The organism is Streptomyces sp. NPDC002564, from assembly GCF_042889645.1.
GTDB lineage: Bacteria > Actinomycetota > Actinomycetes > Streptomycetales > Streptomycetaceae > Streptomyces.
This window is the reverse complement of sequence record NZ_JBIARE010000001.1, coordinates 336,787-353,586: the sequence shown is the minus strand read 5'-3', so window position 1 is coordinate 353,586 and position 16,800 is coordinate 336,787. Positions and strand designations below refer to the sequence as shown.

The window sequence follows — 16,800 nt, the reverse complement described above, 5'->3', positions numbered from 1 at the left end:
GCGCGTAATGAGCGGGGGGTGCTTGAACGTGCTGTGCGCGGGGCGGTCGTACCGCCCCGCGCATCCCTCGTGCTCGCCCGGTGTCAGCCGGCGAACCAGCGCACCGGCTGCGGTGCCAGGTTCTGGTAGATGTGCTTGGACTCGCGGTACTCGGCGAGGCCCGCGGGGCCGAGCTCGCGCCCGACGCCGCTCTTGCCGAAGCCGCCCCACTCCGCCTGCGGCAGGTAGGGGTGGAAGTCGTTGATCCAGATGGTGCCGTGGCGCATCCGGCGGGCCATGCGGCGGGCGCGGCCCGCGTCGCTGGTCCAGACGGCGCCCGCGAGGCCGTACTCGGTGTCGTTGGCGAGGGCGACGGCCTCGTCCTCGGTGCGGAAGGTCTCGACGGACAGGACCGGGCCGAAGACCTCTTCCCGGACGACCTTCATCCCGCGGTGGCACTGGTCGAGCACGGTCGGCTCGTAGAAGTAGCCCTCGGCGGGCCGCACGTCGCTCGGCTCGGGGCGCTTGCCGCCGGAGCGGAGCACCGCGCCCTCCTCCAGGGCGGAGGCGACGTAGCTCTCCGTCTTCTCGCGCTGCTGCTGGGAGACGAGCGGGCCGCACTCGACGCCCTTCTCGGTGCCGCGGCCGAGCTTGATCTTCTGGGCCCGGCGGGCGAGTTCGGCGACGAAGCGCTCGCGCACCGACTCCTCGATGATGAGGCGGCCACCGGCGGAGCAGACCTGCCCGCTGTGGATGAAGGCGGCGTTGAGCGCCTGGTCGACGGCGGTGTCGAAGCCCTCCTCGGTGGCGCAGGCGTCGGCGAACACCACGTTGGGGTTCTTGCCGCCGAGCTCCAGGGCGACCTTCTTCACGCCGAGCGCGGCGGCCTGGGCGACCTTGGTGCCGGAGACGAGGCCGCCGGTGAAGGAGACCAGGTCGACGTCGGGGTGGTCGGACAGCCGGGCGCCGACGGTGTGGCCGGGGCCGGTGACGAGGTTGGCGACGCCCGCGGGCAGACCGGCCTCGACGAGCAGCTCGACCAGGGCGACCGTCGTCAGCGGGGTGACCTCGCTGGGCTTGATGACGAAGGTGTTGCCCGCGGCGAGCGCCGGGGCGACCTTCCAGCTGGCCTGGAGCAGCGGGTAGTTCCAGGGCGTGATCATCGTGCAGACGCCGATCGGCTCGTGCACGACGACGCTGTGGATGTCGTCGGAGCCGGCGTCCACGACACGGCCCGCGCCCTCGCCGATCACGAGGTCGGCGAAGTAGCGGAAGGCGTCGGCGACGCAGTCCACGTCGACGCGGCCCTCTTCGAGGGTCTTGCCGGCGTCGCGGCTCTCCAGGAGGCCGATCTTCTCGCGGTCGCGCACGAGGAGGTCGGCGACGCGGCGCAGCAGCGCGGCGCGCTCGGCGACGGGCGTGCCGGGCCAGGGGCCCTCGTCGAAGGCCCGGCGGGCGGCGGCGATGGCGGCGTCCGCGTCTTCCGTGGAGCCCTCGGCGATCACGGCGAACGGCTGTGCGTCCGCCGGGTCGAGGATCTCGCGGGTGGCGCCGGAGGCGGCTGCACGCCACTCTCCGCCCACATGGATGGTCTGTTGTGCGGACACGTCCCGTTTGCCTTCCGTTCCTGTCATATGCCCCGCCTGTCACTCGCGGTAGCCGGGTGCACCTGCCCGAGGAGGGCGAAAGCATGCCTGTCCCGTGGCCGAAAGTGCGCCGTGTCACTGCGCGTGCGGGCACTCCGCGTAAAACGTACGCTCGATGCACGATCTGTCACCGGAGGTGACGACATGAGCGGAGTGTTCCGCGGGAGAACGTCCCGTCGGCGCGCGCTGGGCGGCGCGGCGGTCTGTGCGCTGGCGCTGCTGGCCGTGCCCGGGTGCTCGGCGGACGACGACGGCAGGAAGGACCGGGCGGGCGGCACGACGGCGGCCGACCGGCGCGACGGCAACGGCGTCGAGGACCTGAGCGCGCGGGAGATCTCCGACCGGGCGAAGCAGGAGCTGCTCGACGCGAAGTCGGTGCACATCGCGGTACGGGAGACGGGCGCGGACGCCACGCGGGACGCGTCCCCGGACGCCGATCCGTCCCCGGATTCCGACGCCGACATCGAGGCGGACGATCCGACGTCGATGGATCTGACCCTGGACCGGGACGGCAACTGCGTCGGCTCCATGAAGATGGCGGGCGGCGCCTCGCTGGAGCTGGTCAAGCGCGGTGACAAGGTGTGGATGAAGCCGGACGAGCAGTTCTGGACGACCCAGATCCCCGGCGGCGAGGGCGAGGCGGCCGCCGAGATCTTCAAGAACCGGTGGGTCCACGGCACGACGGGCGACGCGATGCTCAAGGACATCGCCGGGGTGTGCGACCTCGGCGAGATCCAGCGCGACATCGCCGACGACGCCGATGACTCCGACGATTCCGACGACGACGGCAAGACCTTGAAGAAGGGCGAGCCGACCACGCAGGACGGCATGCCCGTGATCCCCCTGACGGGCACGGACGACGGCAAGGAGACCACGCTGTACGTGGCCACCGAGGGCAAGCCGTACCTGGTGAAGGCGGTGGAGAAGGGCGACGGCGACGACACGACGACGACGTTCTCCGCGTACGACGAGCCGGTGCCGACGAAGACTCCGTCGGCGGACGAGTCGGTGGACGTCTCCAAGCTGCAGGAGCAGCTGCAGAAGACCTGAGCCGTCGCCGTGTGCGGGCTAGTGGACGGCCGCCTCGTCGAACGCGACGTCGTCCACCGGCTCGTCGGCGGCGGTCAGACCGGCCACCCACAGCGGCATCAGCCAGTGCACGACGAAGACGCTGAACAGCACGGGGAAGACGAGCCCCTCGATGCCGGCGCCCGCGAGGCCCGCGCAGCCGACGGCGATGGTCGTGCCGAGCAGCAGCCACATCATCGCGCGGTGCGCGAGGGACGCCACGCGGTCGCGCTCGGCGCGCTGGCGCTCGTCCAGGGCGCGGGTGCGCAGTTCGAGCAGGCCGCGGGTGGCGCCGTTGATGATCCCGGTCGCCAGGCACCACGGCAGCAGCAGCGCGAGCAGGCCGAAGGTCGCCCAGCGCGCCTCGCCGAGCACGGACCCGAGCCAGCAGGCGATGGCCGCGGCGGTCAGGGCGATGTGGGTGCCCACGGCGGTGCGGCGGCGGGCGGCGGTGGCGTGCAGCGAGGCGCCCTCGCGCCGGTTCATGAGGGCGTACATGCGCCGGTCGTAGCCCGTCAGGGCGCGCCGGTCGTCGCTCTTCATCACTGGTTCCTCCCGTAGACCTGATCCGCGAGCGGGCGGAACGGTTCGAGGGAGAACAGCGCCTCGACCGGAAGACCGAAGAATGTCGCGATCTTCAGCGCGAGGTCGAGGCTCGGGTTGTACTGCCCCCGCTCGATGTAGCCGATGGTCTGGTAGTGCGCGCCCACCGCCTCGGCCAGGCTCTGCCGCGACACCTTCCGTTCGGCGCGCACCATCGCCAACCTGTTGTGCACTTGCTCGCCCATGTATAAGAAGTACTACATTCGGGAGCAGGGGAGCAAGATCTACGACGACCGCCCTCGCAGCAGCAGCTCCCGCGCGCACCCCCGCAGCCAGGCGTGCGCCGGGTCCGCGTCGTGCCGCGGGTGCCAGGCCATCCCCAGCGGCAGCGGCGGCAGGTCGAGCGGGATCTCGAAGGCGACCAGGCCGACGGCCTCCGCCAGCGGCCGGGTCCAGGACGCGGCCAGGCCCACCAGGTCCGTGCGCAACAGCACGAACAGGGACGACGAGAAGGTCGCCATGCTGCCCACCACCCGCCGGTCGACGCCGAGTCCGGCGAGCGCCGCGTCCAGCGGACCGGTGAGGCGCCCCCTGCGCGAGACGGTCACGTGGTCGGCCGCGGCGAACCGGCGGGCCGTGAGCGGTCCCCGGAGCAGCGGGTGGCCGGGCCGCGCGATGCCGAGCATCCGGTCCTCGCGGAGCTGCTCCACCCGCACCTCGGGCGCCGTCGTGTCGATGACGCCGAGCTCCAGATCGGCGGTGCCCTGCCGCAGCGCCGGCTCGTCGACGTGGCTCTCGCCCAGGAAACGCAGCCGGATCCCCGGGGCCTCGGCGGCGGCCCGGGCGAAGAGCTCGGGGCCGTACGCGGCGGCGATCGCGTCGGAGCCGAGGATCGTCAGGGTGCGCGAGACGGTGCGCAGGTCGACGGCGCCGGGCCCGGCGAACAGCGCGCGGGCCCGCTCCACCACCGCGCTCACCTCCGCCTGCACGGCGAGGGCGTGCGGCGTGGGCACCATCTGGCGTCCGGCGCGGACCAGGACGGGGTCGCCGAGCGCCTTGCGGATGCGGCCGAGGGTGCGGCTCGTCGCGGGCTCCGACAGGTGCAGCCTGCGGGCCGCGCCGGACACGCTCCGCTCGTCGAGCAGCACGTCGAGGGCGAGCAGCAGGTTGAGATCGAGGTCCGAGCTGCCGGAATGCGTCACACGCATCAATCCCTTGTGAAAGTTGCACTGGAATGCAAGTCGTCGCGAGCCTACGGTGACAGGGCATCCCACACCACCGCGCTCCCGAGGAGGAGCCTTGCCCTCGCCTGCCCTGAAGCCGCCGAAGCCGCCCGTGCCGCCGGGCCCGGCCGCGCCCACGCCGTCATCCCTCAAGCGCTCCACGCTGCTCACCCTCTGCGCCTGCGTCCTGGTCGCGCAGGGCATGGTCGCCGCCGTCAACCTCTTGGTCCCGCAGCTGAGTTCGTCCGGCCTGCACCCCTCGTCCGGTCAGCTCCTGTGGACGGTCGACGCCTACGTCATCGTCTTCGCGGGCCTGCTCATCCCGGCCGGCGCGCTCGGCGACCGGTACGGCCGCAAGGGCGCGCTGCTCGGCGGGCTCGGGCTCTTCGCGGCGGGCGCGGCCGTCAGCGCGACGGCCGCCGCACCCGCGGCGCTGATCGCCGGGCGCGGCCTGTCCGGCGCGGGCGCCGCGCTGATCCTGCCCGCGACCATGTCGATCCTGATGCGCGTCGCACCTCCGCAGGACCGGCCGCGCGCCGTCGCCTCCTGGACCCTCGCCGCCGGGCTCGGCGGCCTGGTCGGCAACGTCGCCGGGGGCCTGGCCGGGCAGTACCTGTCCTGGCGCGCGCTGTTCTGGGCGATCGTGCCCGTCGCCGCGCTGCTCGCGCTCGCCGTGGCGCGCACCGCGCCCCGCACGGACCGGACGGTCGGGCAGCGGGCGCCCTCCCTCGACCCGCTCGGCACGCTGCTGCTCACCGGCGGCCTGCTCGCGCTGCTCTTCGGCATCATCGAGAGCCCGCTGTACGGCTGGACGTCGCCACGCATCCTGGCCGCCTTCGCGACCGGCGCGCTCCTCGCCGCCCTCTTCCTGGCGCACGCGCTGCGCTCGCGCGCCCCGCTCTTCGACCCCCGGGTGTTCGCCTCGCCACGACTGCGCGCCGCGACCCTCGGCACGGCCGCGAGCTTCTTCGGCCTCTTCTCGCTCTTCTACGTCAACTCGCAGTACCTGCAGTACGAGAAGGGGTTCGGGGCGGCCCGCGCGGGCCTCGCCATCGTCCCGCTGACCCTCGGCATGGTGCTCGTGCCCCGGCTCGCCGCGCGCTGGAAGGGGTCGCCGCGGGTACCGGCGGGCGGCGGCCTGCTCCTGATCGGCCTCGGCCTGCTCGGCGCGTCCACCGCGGACGCCTCGACCCCGTACGCGGGCTACGCCTGCTGGCTGCTGGTCATCTCGGCGGGCACCGGCCTGTGCATGCCCACCCTGACGCTGAACGTCGTCGGCTCACTGCCACCGCACCAGGCGGGTCTCGGTTCCGGGCTCAGCACCTCGGCGCGCGAGGTCGGTGCCGCGCTCGGCGTGGCCGTCACCGGCACGGCCCTCGCCGCGCACACCTCGGACGGCTTCGCGGGCGGCATGGAGGCGGCGCTGCGCGTCGTGGCGCTCATCGTGATCGCCGCGGCGGCGCTGGTCACCCTCGGCTACGGCCGAAGCGCGCCCCGGACGTGAGGCCCCGTACGACGACCGCCCCGGCAGAAACTGCCGGGGCGGTCGTCGTCGTACGGGACTCAGATGAGGCCGAGACCGCTGACGGCCTCGCGCTCCTCGACGAGCTCCTTGACGGACGCGTCGATGCGCGCACGCGAGAACTCGTTGATCTCCAGGCCCTGGACGATCTCGTACTTGCCGTCCTTGGTGGTGACGGGGAAGGAGGAGATGATGCCCTCCGGCACGCCGTACGAGCCGTCCGACGGGATGCCCATGGAGGTCCAGTCGCCCGCGGCGGTGCCGTTGACCCAGGTGTGGACGTGGTCGATGGCGGCGTTGGCGGCGGAGGCGGCCGACGAGGCGCCACGGGCCTCGATGATCGCGGCACCGCGCTTGGCGACGGTCGGGATGAAGTCACCGGCGAGCCAGGCCTCGTCGTTGACGACCTCGGCGGCGTTCTTGCCGGCGATCTCCGCGTGGAAGATGTCCGGGTACTGGGTGGCCGAGTGGTTGCCCCAGATCGTCAGGCGCTTGATGTCGGAGACCGAGGTACCGGTCTTCTTCGCCAGCTGCGACAGCGCGCGGTTGTGGTCGAGGCGGGTCATCGCGGTGAAGCGCTCGGCCGGTACGTCCGGGGCGGCGGCCTGCGCGATGAGCGCGTTGGTGTTGGCCGGGTTGCCCACGACGAGCACCTTGATGTCGTCGGCGGCGTGGTCGTTGATGGCCTTGCCCTGCGGCTTGAAGATGCCGCCGTTGGCCTCCAGGAGGTCACCGCGCTCCATGCCCTTGGTGCGGGGGCGGGCGCCGACGAGCAGGGCGACGTTCGCACCGTCGAAGGCGACGTTGGGGTCGTCGCTGATCTCGATCGAGTTCAGCAGCGGGAAGGCGCAGTCGTCGAGCTCCATGGCGGTGCCCTCGGCGGCCTTCAGGGCCGGCGTGATCTCGAGAAGGCGCAGGTTGACCGGCACGTCCGCGCCGAGCAGGTGGCCCGAGGCGATGCGGAAGAGCAGCGCGTAGCCGATCTGGCCGGCCGCGCCGGTGACGGTGACATTCACGGGAGTGCGGGTCATGGCGATCTCCGTAAGACAGCTGGCGGTGGGGGTCCCCGACGTTCGTACTTGGATCCCCTTGTTCCTGGATCCCCGCCGACGCCTCGTCGAGTCCTCGATCGCCTCTCGATGATCGATCTCTTGGCATCAAGAGAGATCCGCCGTCAGGCTATCGCGCCCCGGCCACCCCTGACCGCCGGGTCGGTGTGGCCCGCCCCACAGGGCACGGCGCCGACTTGAACGGTGCGGGTGGCCCCCGTGCCGGGGCGATTCCCCGAGGGGGAGGGCGGCCGCCGCGTCGGGGGGGGTGACGCGGCGGCCCCACTCCATTGGAGGGTGACCGCCGTGTCGGGGGGTGACGCGGCGGCCCCACTCCGGGCGGAGGGTGGCCGCCATGTCGGGGGGGGTGACATGGCGGCCCCACTCCAGTGGGGGGAGGCGGCCACCACGTCGGGGGGGGGAGCGTGGCGGCCGCCATGGGGGTGTGACCACTCCCGTGGGGGTACGGTCCGCCTGCCCCCCGATCCCCGGCTCATGCCCCACCCCGCAAAATTTCTCCACCGCCCTCCAACACCCCCCTCCGACCTGCGACTCCACACAAGAAGCACCGGGAAACCAACGCCGAAACCCCACGCCCCCGCACCCGCGAGCAAGACGCAAGAGGACATACGGGCCCCACGGCCCCGCACCCGCAAGGGGACGTACGAGCCCCCACCGCCCCGCACCCGCGAGCGCGACGCAAGGGGACGTCCGGGCCCCCACCGACCCGCACCCGCCCAACCGGCCGGAGGGGACGTGGGGGTATGTGCGCACGGAGCACCGAGGAAACAATGGCGTCTTTGTTCGTGCAGCGGGGCGCAGGGATAGCGAGTACGCACATACCCCCGCGGCCCCGCCCCACGACGAGACCCGGGGCGCAGACACCCACCCAGGACGCAGACGCCCTACTCCGTGCAGCCGTTCAGCCCGGACGTCAGCGTCGCGCAGGCCTTGGCCGCGGTCCCCGACTCCGCGGCCACCATCGGCGTATACGCGTCGAAGTCCTCGTTCACCTTGCTGCCCTGCTTGGCCGAGGCCCCCCCGCCGGACCCCGTGATCGTCAGCTCATCCCCCGGCGTGGCCTGCGTGATCCGCGCCCACGCGGCCCCGCACGCCTTGCTGTACCGCACCTCGACCTGCGCCTTGCCGACCGTAGCCCGCGAGGTCGTCCTCGCGAGACCGCCGCCGCAGCCCATGGCCTCGGGGTCCTTGCCGGCACAGTCCTTGCCGCCGCACTCGACCCCGGCGGGACGCTTGGAGTCACTCTTGGAGGGCGTCACCGAAGGCTTCGCCGCGTCGTCGTTCTTGTCGTCCCCGCCCCCCAGCCCGGTCATCAGGACCACGGCCGCGACGACGACGAGCACGCCGACCACACCGGCGAGGATCATCGTCAGCTTCCCGCGCCGCCGCGGCCCGTCGGGCGAGCTCCCGCCGGCAGACGGCTGCTGCCCCGTGCCGGGCGCGCCGAAGGCGGACGGCGAGACATCACCGTACGAACTGGACGCCCCGTAGGTACTGGACGAGGGGGCGGCACCCGAGACACCCGAAGCACCCGAAGCAGGAGAACCCCCACCCCCCGATCCGCCCCCCGGTCCACCGCCCGCGGCCTGGGTCCCCAACTCCCCGAGCGCGGCCCGCGCCTGGGAGATCCGAATCGCCTGCATCGTCATGTCGTGCCGCATCTCGGAACGGCTCCACGCCCGCTCCGCCAGCTCCCACATGGTGATGAGATGCACCGGCTGCGTCCCCGTGACCTCCGCGAGCGCGACGATCGCACCCTTCGGCGCCAGCAGCCGCCCGTTCAGATAGCGCTCCCACGACGTCTTGCTGTAGCCGGTCCTGTCGGACACCGCGGCGATGCTCAGCCCGCTGCGGTCGACCAGCCTGCGCAGCTGACTGGCGAACTCCCTGACCTGCGGATCGAGCTCATCCGGCAGCGCTTTCCAACGAGGCATTACTCCCCCTGTTCCCCCCGTACGTTCCTGTCGTGCCCCCGCGTCGGACCTCCGCCGACCCCGCGCCGACCCGTTCCGGACCACCCAGAGGGATGCGCGAAGCCAGGATGTCAGTTCCCGGAGCGGGGGCGCACTCCCCGCGCTCCCCGAGCTCCCCGAGCTCCGCGCGGCGTCCGGCCCAGTGTCCCACCGCCGCGCCACCGCCCTTCGTCTCCACCCCCCTTTCGTACCCGCCCGGCACCCCGTCCCGTAGCGCGGGCCGGACACCGTTGCGGAATGGTCACCTCCGTGCCACAGGGACCAGCCATCCCTTGTCCGCGAATGGCGCGTCCATGACGCTGGTTCACGAGCGGAACGCCCCGCTTATATCGGGAGATTCCAGTGGGAAACATCCCACCCAGACCGGCGGTGCCCGCCCTCTCACGGGGGTGAGGACGGGCACCGCCTCCCCGAAAGGGCGACTTCGGCCATGTCTTGCGGCTCAGGGCCCCCCGCGCTCGGCAGAGTTCGGTGCGGCAACGCCACGCGCCCCGAAGGGACCCGCACATGAAGCACGGCAAGCGCTCCACCACCGGCAGGACCGCCGCGTCCGCCCTCCTCGCCACCGGCCTCGGCCTCGGCCTCGCCCTGGCGGCAGCCCCCGCAGCCCCCGCAGCCCCCGCGGCCCCGTCCGCCTCGGCGGCCCCCACCGCCCCCGCCTGCGTCAAGCGGGACGTCGTCAAGCACCGCAAGTACGTGAAGGTGACCAACCAGTGCGGCCGGGCCATGCACCTGAAGGTCGTGATCGACTGGGGCAACGACTCGCCCTGCCTGACGTACCAAAACGGCGAGCAGTGGGAGTGGACCTGGGGCCGCGGCTCCTACGGCAAGGTCGTCACCTGCTGAGCCCAGCACAGCCCAGCACAGCCCGGCCCGGCCCGGCCACGCCACTCGGCCGAGCCACCCCGCCCGGCCACGCCACCCGGGCCGCCGCCCTCACCCGCCGGGCGTCACCAGCCCCGTCTCGTACGCCACCACGACCGCCTGCGCCCTGCTGTCCAGGTCGAGTTTGCTCATGGTGCGGTTGAGATGGGTCTTGACGGTGGCCTCGCTGATGTAGAGCCGTTCGGCGATGTCCGCGTTGGTCAGCCCGCGCCCGATCAGCTTCAGGACCTCGACCTCGCGCAGGGTCAACGCCCCCAGGTCCGGCGGCGGTCCGCCGCCGTCGCCCGTGTCGGAGCCGTTCCCGTGCGCCTGCCGCGTGAACGCCTCGACCAGGCGCCGCGTCACGCTGGGCGCGAAGAGCGCGTCGCCGCCGCCGACGGCCGCCACCGCGGCGAGCAGACGTTCGGGCCCGGAGTCCTTGAGCAGGAAGCCGGAGGCACCGGCCCGCAGCGCCCCGTACACGTACTCGTCGAGATCGAAGGTGGTCAGCACCAGGATGCGCGGGGCCGGTTCGGCGGCCGCGGCCAGGATGCGCCGGGTGGCGGTGATGCCGTTCGTGCCGGGCATCCGGATGTCCATCAGGACGACGTCGGGCCGGGTCTCGGCGGCGAGCGCGACCGCTTCGTCGCCGTCGCCCGCCTCGCCGACCACGTCGATGCCGGGCGCGGCGCGCAGCAGGCCCACGAGCCCCGCGCGAATGAGGAACTGGTCGTCGACGACAAGTACCTTGATGGAGCCGGTCATCCGGTCATTCCGCCCTGTCGTCCCCCTGCGCCGCGGCCCGCGCCGAGGTCGGCAGGGTCAGGCGCACGGCGAAACCCCCCTCGCTCAGCGGGCCGATGCTGATCGCCCCGCCGTAGAGCTTGGCCCTCTCCCGCATCCCAATCAAGCCGTGCCCGCTGCCGGTTCGCACTCTGTCCAAAATCACCCCCTGCCCGTCGTCGGTGACCGCGACCTCGATGTGGGCGCGCCGGTAGGCGAGTTCGACGGAGGCGGCGGCTCCGCGCGCGTGCTTCAGCACGTTGGTCAGCGCCTCCTGGACCACGCGGTACGCGCAGAGTTCGATGCCGGGCGCGAGGGGGCGCGGTGTTCCCGTGACGCGCAGGGTGACGGGAACACCCCCGGCGCGTACCCGCTCGACCATCTCGTCCAGGCGGGCCAGGCCCGGCATCGGCGCGGCGGGCTCCCCGTCGCCGGGCTCGCCGTCCTCGGAGCGCAGGACGCGCAGCATGCGGCGCAGCTCCTCCAGGGCCTCGCCGCTGGTGCCGGAGATGGTGCCGAGCGCGGAGCGCGCCGTGGCCGGGTCGGAGCCGAACACGAAGGTGGCGAGGCCCGCCTGCACGGATATCACCGACATGTGGTGGGCGACCACGTCGTGCAGTTCGCGGGCGATCCGGCCGCGCTCCTGGGCGACCTCCCGCCGGGCCCGTTCGTCCTGCTCCAGCTTCAACTGCCGGGCCAGTTCGGCCGATCGGCGCGCGACGTACCCGAAGCGCCACAGCACCAGGGAGAAGCCGACGGCCTGGCCGACGACGGACGGCATGGAGGCGCCCTCGCTGATCGCGCCCGCGTAGATCCAGAGGGCGGCCATGAGGCCCGTGCAGGCGAGGGAGGTGCGCGGGGGCCGCAGGGAGGCGACGGTGTAGACGCAGAGCATCGGCCCGAAGGTCCCGACGACGGGCCAGTAGCCGAGGCTGACGTAGCCGAACCACGCCGCATGGATGACGAGCGTGACGGCGACCGGGGCCTTGGCGCGGACCACGACGGGCACGCTGACCAGGGCGACCAGGGCGTATCCGAGGGGGTCGAGCGCGGTCCAGCCCTGCTGGGCGGACTCCTGGCCGAGGAGGACCGCCACCGTGGTCAGGGCGACCGCGATGAGCGCGTCGACGGCGAGGGGGCGGATCCGCATCGCCGCAGCGTAACGCGCGTATGACCGGCGGAACGTCAACCAGCGGCGGTACCGCGGAAGTTGTAGGAACCGACCGGCTACCGCGCCCGTGGCAGCCGGGGTCAACCGAGCGGGTGACGACGCCGCGGCGAGGCCGCCCGTAACGTCGGGCAGCGGCGCAGGGCCCCGGACGACGGTGGCCCGTCCTCCACGGGGGATGGGACGGGCCACCGTCACACGTGCGCCCGGCACGCGCCGCTCGGTCAGCTCGGTCGGTCGGATCGGTCAGATCGTGAAGTGCAGCGTGTCGTCCAGGAACGGGATGACCAGCCACGGATTGGGCTGCGCCATCATCGCGAGGAGCACGATGGCCAGGCCGAGCGCCCCGTAGGTGACCATGTCCGTGAACCGCGAGCGGACGGCCAGCATGCCCACGTCCGGCAGGGCCCAGCGCAGCACGGCGCCGCCGACGAGGGCGATACCGACGAGCATCGTGCCGACGCGGAACACGTCGAGCGCGGTGAGCAGCAGGCCCAGTCCGACCAGCGAGACGACGCAGAGCAGCGGCCACTGGCGGGCCGGTGCGGGGGCGTCGCCCGGCGCGGCACGGCCGCCGCCCTCGGGCCGTGCGGTGTCGCGCGTGAACAGCGGGAAGCGGCGGGACACCTTCCGCGGCTGCCCGTCCGGGCCGGGCGCGCTGACCGCGCCCTTGGCCCGCGGTTCCCCGGGGGTGCTGCCCGGGTCAGCTTCTGCGCTCATGACCTGGCCTCTTTCTCGTTCAGCGCGCGGCGCGTTCCGCGGCCTCGACGACGTTCACCAGGAGCTGGGCGCGGGTCATCGGGCCGACGCCGCCCGGGTTCGGGGAGATCCACCCGGCGACCTCGGCGACGCCCGGGTGGACGTCTCCGACGATCTTGCCGTTCTCGTCGCGCGAGACGCCCACGTCCAGGACGGCGGCGCCCGGCTTCACGTCCTCGGGCTTGATCAGGTGCGGCACGCCCGCCGCGGCCACGATGATGTCGGCGCGCTTCAGGTGGGCGGCGAGGTCACGGGTGCCGGTGTGGCACTGGGTGACCGTGGCGTTCTCGGACTTGCGGGTGAGCAGGAGCGGCATGGGCCGGCCGATGGTCACGCCGCGGCCGACGACGACGACCTCGGCGCCCTTGATCTCCACGTCGTGCTGCCGGAGCAGCCGGATGATCCCGTACGGGGTGCAGGGCAGCGGCGCCGGCTCGTTCAGGACGAGGCGGCCGAGGTTCATCGGGTGCAGGCCGTCCGCGTCCTTGTCCGGGTCCATGAGCTCCAGGACGCGGTTCTCGTCGATGCCCTTGGGCAGCGGGAGCTGGACGATGTAGCCCGTGCACGCGGGGTCGTCGTTGAGCTCGCGGACGACCGCCTCGATCTCCTCCTGGGAGGCGGTGGCGGGCAGTTCGCGCTGGATGGAGGCGATGCCGACCTGCGCGCAGTCGCGGTGCTTGCCCGCGACGTACTTCTGGCTGCCCGGGTCGTCGCCGACCAGGACGGTACCGAGTCCGGGCGTGACGCCCTTCTCCTTCAGGGCCGCCACGCGGGCGGTCAGTTCGGACTTGATCGCGGCTGCGGTGGCCTTGCCATCGAGAATCTGGGCGGTCATGGCTCCATCTTCCCGGATGAGACCCGCCCGGTACCAATCAGGGCACTCCCCCGGCCCCACCCCGGTCCCCCCGCTGATCAGCGAGGTTGCACTTGCACAACACATAGGGAATGCGGCTGGACAAATAAGCCACGCCTAAAGAACGATATGCGGCACAGTGCCGCGGGCAGTGTCGGGGGGACGGACCGCATCTGTAAGACCTTCCTCCGTGATGTGCCGCGTCGTCCCCGCACCACCCGACGGAGGAAGACCGCCATGAGTTACGGCGACCCGAACAACCCCTACGGGCAGCCGCCCCAGCAGCCCCCGGCCGCTCCCGGGTACGGCTACCCCCAGCAGGGCCCGCCCGGCGTCCCGCCGCAGCAGGCCTACGGCTACCCGCAGCAGCCGGCCTACCCCGGCTACCCGGGCGGCAACATGATGCAGCAGACGATGCCGGGTCTGATGATGACCGCTCGTGTGTTCCTGTTCATCGTCGCCGCGGTGCAAGTGCTGCTCGGCCTCTTCGCGATCTTCGCTGCCGCCACCGTCAACGACGCCTCGGACGCGGCGTCCGACACCTTCGGGGACAACGAGTTCTCCGACATCGGGCAGGACTCGGCCGCGATCATCCTGGTCATCGCTCTGCTCTTCCTCGGGCTCGCCGCGCTGTCGATCACGCTCGGCGTGAAGTTCTCGAAGGGGGGACAGGGGATCCGTATCACCACCATGGTGTACGGCATCCTCGGCGCCCTGTTCGGGGTACTCATCCTGATCGGTTCGGCCGACGCCGACACGACCGTGGGACTGGTCTGGGCTCTGCTCTGGATAGGCTTCGGCGGAATCATGGCCGCGGCGATGATCGCCCCGTCGGGCGCCGCGTGGTTCAACCGCCCGCGCTACTGAGCAAGTCGGGTACGTACGATGGTGGCCGCGCCCCCCGCGGGGGGGGCGCGGCCACCATCGTGTGCGGCTATGGATGCAGCTGCGGCTCAGTGGAAGAAGTGCCGCGTCCCCGTGAAGTACATCGTGACGCCCGCCTTCTTCGCGGCCTCCACGACCAGCTCGTCGCGGACCGAACCGCCGGGCTGCACCACGGCCTTGACGCCCGCGGAGGTCAGGATCTCCAGCCCGTCGGGGAACGGGAAGAACGCGTCGGACGCGGCGTAGGAACCGCGCGCCCGCTCCTCGCCCGCGCGCTCGACCGCGAGCTTCGCGGAGTCGACGCGGTTGACCTGGCCCATGCCGACGCCGACCGAGGCGCCGTCCTTGGCGAGCAGGATCGCGTTGGACTTCACCGCGCGGGACGCCTTCCACGCGAACGCCAGCTCCGCGAGCTCGCCCGCGTTCAGCGCGTCGCCCGTGGCGAGCGTCCAGTTGGCGGGGTTGTCGCCGTCGGCCTGCAGCCGGTCGGTGACCTGCAGCAGCGCGCCGCCGTCGATCTGCTTGACCTCGACCGCGTTGCCCGGCGCCTGCCGGGCGCGCAGCACGCGGATGTTCTTCTTCTTGGTGAGGGCCTCCAGCGCGCCGTCCTCGTAGTCGGGCGCGACGATGACCTCGGTGAAGATGTCGGCGACCTGCTCCGCCATCTCCTTGCTGACCGGGCGGTTCACCGCGATCACGCCGCCGAACGCGGAGAGCGGGTCGCAGGCGTGCGCCTTGCGGTGCGCCTCGGCGACGTTCCCGGCGATCGCGATGCCGCACGGGTTGGCGTGCTTGATGATCGCGACGCAGGGCTCGTCGTGGTCGTACGCGGCACGGCGCGCGGCGTCCGTGTCCGTGTAGTTGTTGTACGACATCTCCTTGCCGTGCAGCTGCTCGGCCTCGGCGAGGCCGCCCGTGCCGTCGACGTAGAGGGCCGCGCCCTGGTGCGGGTTCTCGCCGTAGCGGAGCACGTTGTCGCGCGCGTACGTGGCGCCGAGGAACTCGGGGAAGCCGGACTCGCCGTCGGCCGCGTAGCCCTCGGCGAACCAGGAGGCCACCGCCACGTCGTACGCGGCGGTGTGCCGGAACGCTTCTCCTGCCAGCCGCTTGCGCGCCGTCAGGTCGAAGCCGCCGGCCCGGACCGCGGCGAGCACGTCCGCGTAGCGCTTCGGGTCGGTGACGACCGCGACCGAGGGGTGGTTCTTGGCGGCGGCACGGACCATCGAGGGGCCGCCGATGTCGATCTGCTCGACGCACTCGTCGGGGGTGGCGCCCGAGGCGACGGTCTCCTTGAAGGGGTACAGGTTCACCACGACGAGCTGGAAGGGCTCGACACCCAGCTCGTCGAGCTGGCGGCGGTGGTCCGCCAGGCGCAGGTCGGCGAGGATGCCCGCGTGGACCTTCGGGTGGAGGGTCTTGACCCGGCCGTCCAGGCACTCGGGGAAGCCGGTGAGCTCCTCGACCTTGGTGACGGGCACCCCGGCGGCGGCGATCCGGCCGGCCGTCGAGCCGGTCGAGACGAGCTCGACGCCCGCCTCGTGCAGCCCGCGCGCGAGCTCCTCCAGGCCGGTCTTGTCGTAGACGCTGACGAGCGCGCGCCTGATGGGGTGCTGCCCCTCGGCGGTGTGCGCAGCTTCGGCGTGCGTAGCTTCGGCGGTCACGGGATAAGAACCTTTCGTCCCTCAATGCGGTAGCCGTGCCGGGCCAGACGCCCCACGACATCGACGAGCAGCGTGCGCTCGACTTCCTTGATGCGCTCGTGCAGAGCGCTCTCGTCGTCCTCGTCCCGGACCTCGACCACGCCCTGGGCGATGATCGGGCCGGTGTCGACGCCGTCGTCGACGAAGTGGACGGTGCAGCCGGTGACCTTCACGCCGTACGCGAGCGCGTCGCGCGCGCCGTGGGCCCCCGGAAAACTGGGCAGCAGCGCGGGGTGCGTGTTCACGAACCGCCCGCCGAAGCGCGCGAGGAACCCCTTCCCCACGATCTTCATGAACCCGGCGGAGACCACCAGGTCCGGTTCGTGCGCGGCGGTGGCCGCGGCGAGCGCCTCGTCCCACGCCGCACGGGTGTCGTGGTCCTTCACCCGGCAGACGAAGACCGGGATCCCGGCGCGCTCGGCGCGCTCCAGGCCGGCGATGCCGTCGCGGTCGGCGCCGACCGCGACGATCTCGGCCCCGTAGGCCGCCGCGCCCTGGGCCCGGACGGTGTCGAGCAGGGCCTGAAGGTTCGTGCCCGACCCGGAGACCAGCACGACGAGTCGCTTGGGGCGCGCGACCACAGCGCTCTCGGCCACAGCGGGGCCCTTTCTCGGAAGGTGCGTCTTTGTATGGTCGTACGAAGGCTTCGAGCCTCGTGATACGGGGAACTCTACGAAGCGGCCGACCGCCAGCAACGATACCGGCACACGGAACCGCCCCTCACGGGACGGGGGCGCCCTCGGGAGGTAGCGTCTGGGGGAAAG

The 16,800-nt window shown here is 72.4% G+C and carries 16 protein-coding genes; 4 read left to right on the top strand and 12 right to left on the bottom strand.

Annotated features, from left to right (window positions below; genetic code table 11):
* Nucleotides 1-83: 83 nt before the first annotated feature.
* Nucleotides 84-1,613: an aldehyde dehydrogenase family protein gene (locus ACFYXE_RS01720; RefSeq protein WP_389307909.1), complete on the bottom strand. Its 1,530-nt coding sequence runs from the start codon at nt 1,611-1,613 to the stop codon at nt 84-86.
* 156 nt (nt 1,614-1,769) lie between these two features.
* On the opposite strand from ACFYXE_RS01720, the gene ACFYXE_RS01715 reads away from it, so the two are divergent.
* Entirely contained in the window at nt 1,770-2,675 is a 906-nt protein-coding gene (locus ACFYXE_RS01715; protein WP_389307907.1) for a hypothetical protein, read from the top strand.
* A gap of 18 nt (nt 2,676-2,693) precedes the next feature.
* On the opposite strand, the gene ACFYXE_RS01710 is transcribed toward ACFYXE_RS01715, so the two are convergent.
* From ACFYXE_RS01710 to ACFYXE_RS01700, 3 genes are read right to left on the bottom strand one after another with little or no spacing between them, the layout of a single operon-like run.
* Nucleotides 2,694-3,236, bottom strand: a complete 543-nt coding sequence (locus tag ACFYXE_RS01710; RefSeq protein WP_389307905.1) for a hypothetical protein — start codon at nt 3,234-3,236, stop codon at nt 2,694-2,696.
* Complete coding sequence (locus tag ACFYXE_RS01705) at nt 3,236-3,481, bottom strand: helix-turn-helix transcriptional regulator (RefSeq protein ID WP_389307903.1); 246 nt, start codon at nt 3,479-3,481, stop codon at nt 3,236-3,238. The genes ACFYXE_RS01710 and ACFYXE_RS01705 overlap by 1 nt, the downstream gene beginning before the upstream one ends.
* A 39-nt stretch (nt 3,482-3,520) precedes the next feature.
* Nucleotides 3,521-4,444: a LysR family transcriptional regulator gene (locus tag ACFYXE_RS01700; protein WP_389307901.1), complete on the bottom strand. Its 924-nt coding sequence runs from the start codon at nt 4,442-4,444 to the stop codon at nt 3,521-3,523.
* Between the two features lie 127 nt (nt 4,445-4,571).
* On the opposite strand from ACFYXE_RS01700, the gene ACFYXE_RS01695 reads away from it, so the two are divergent.
* Entirely contained in the window at nt 4,572-5,963 is a 1,392-nt protein-coding gene (locus ACFYXE_RS01695; protein WP_389309443.1) for an MFS transporter, read from the top strand.
* 59 nt (nt 5,964-6,022) lie between these two features.
* Here ACFYXE_RS01695 and ACFYXE_RS01690 read toward each other — a convergent pair whose 3' ends face one another.
* The gene (locus ACFYXE_RS01690) at nt 6,023-7,012 is read right to left on the bottom strand and encodes a malate dehydrogenase (protein WP_361177584.1); all 990 of its coding nucleotides are present in this window, start codon (nt 7,010-7,012) and stop codon (nt 6,023-6,025) included.
* A 923-nt stretch (nt 7,013-7,935) separates the two neighbouring features.
* A complete protein-coding gene (locus ACFYXE_RS01685; RefSeq protein ID WP_389307898.1) occupies nt 7,936-8,985 on the bottom strand; it encodes an XRE family transcriptional regulator in 1,050 nt (349 codons plus the stop codon).
* Nucleotides 8,986-9,531: 546 nt separating this feature from the next.
* On the opposite strand from ACFYXE_RS01685, the gene ACFYXE_RS01680 reads away from it, so the two are divergent.
* Nucleotides 9,532-9,870, top strand: a complete 339-nt coding sequence (locus tag ACFYXE_RS01680; protein ID WP_389307896.1) for a hypothetical protein — start codon at nt 9,532-9,534, stop codon at nt 9,868-9,870.
* 90 nt (nt 9,871-9,960) lie between these two features.
* Here ACFYXE_RS01680 and ACFYXE_RS01675 read toward each other — a convergent pair whose 3' ends face one another.
* From ACFYXE_RS01675 to ACFYXE_RS01660, 4 genes are all read right to left on the bottom strand, one after another.
* The gene (locus tag ACFYXE_RS01675) at nt 9,961-10,653 is read right to left on the bottom strand and encodes a response regulator (RefSeq protein ID WP_389307894.1); all 693 of its coding nucleotides are present in this window, start codon (nt 10,651-10,653) and stop codon (nt 9,961-9,963) included.
* A gap of 4 nt (nt 10,654-10,657) precedes the next feature.
* Complete coding sequence (locus ACFYXE_RS01670; RefSeq protein WP_389307892.1) at nt 10,658-11,821, bottom strand: sensor histidine kinase; 1,164 nt, start codon at nt 11,819-11,821, stop codon at nt 10,658-10,660.
* Between the two features lie 264 nt (nt 11,822-12,085).
* Nucleotides 12,086-12,559 carry a DUF3017 domain-containing protein gene (locus ACFYXE_RS01665; protein ID WP_389307890.1) on the bottom strand — a complete coding sequence of 158 codons (474 nt, stop codon included), beginning with the start codon at nt 12,557-12,559 and terminating at the stop codon, nt 12,086-12,088.
* Between the two features lie 19 nt (nt 12,560-12,578).
* Nucleotides 12,579-13,433, bottom strand: a complete 855-nt coding sequence (locus ACFYXE_RS01660) for a bifunctional methylenetetrahydrofolate dehydrogenase/methenyltetrahydrofolate cyclohydrolase (RefSeq protein ID WP_361177596.1) — start codon at nt 13,431-13,433, stop codon at nt 12,579-12,581.
* Between the two features lie 255 nt (nt 13,434-13,688).
* On the opposite strand from ACFYXE_RS01660, the gene ACFYXE_RS01655 reads away from it, so the two are divergent.
* On the top strand, nt 13,689-14,318 hold the full coding sequence (locus ACFYXE_RS01655) for a hypothetical protein (protein WP_389307888.1): 630 nt from the start codon (nt 13,689-13,691) through the stop codon (nt 14,316-14,318).
* An 86-nt stretch (nt 14,319-14,404) separates the two neighbouring features.
* On the opposite strand, the gene purH is transcribed toward ACFYXE_RS01655, so the two are convergent.
* Together purH and purN are read right to left on the bottom strand one after the other, a co-directional pair.
* Nucleotides 14,405-15,997 (bottom strand): bifunctional phosphoribosylaminoimidazolecarboxamide formyltransferase/IMP cyclohydrolase, encoded by a 1,593-nt coding sequence (purH, locus tag ACFYXE_RS01650; protein WP_389307886.1) that lies wholly within the window; start codon nt 15,995-15,997, stop codon nt 14,405-14,407.
* Nucleotides 15,994-16,632, bottom strand: coding sequence for a phosphoribosylglycinamide formyltransferase (purN, locus tag ACFYXE_RS01645; protein WP_389307884.1), 639 nt, complete (start codon nt 16,630-16,632; stop codon nt 15,994-15,996). Before purN ends, purH begins: the two co-directional genes overlap by 4 nt.
* Nucleotides 16,633-16,800 lie beyond the last annotated feature (168 nt).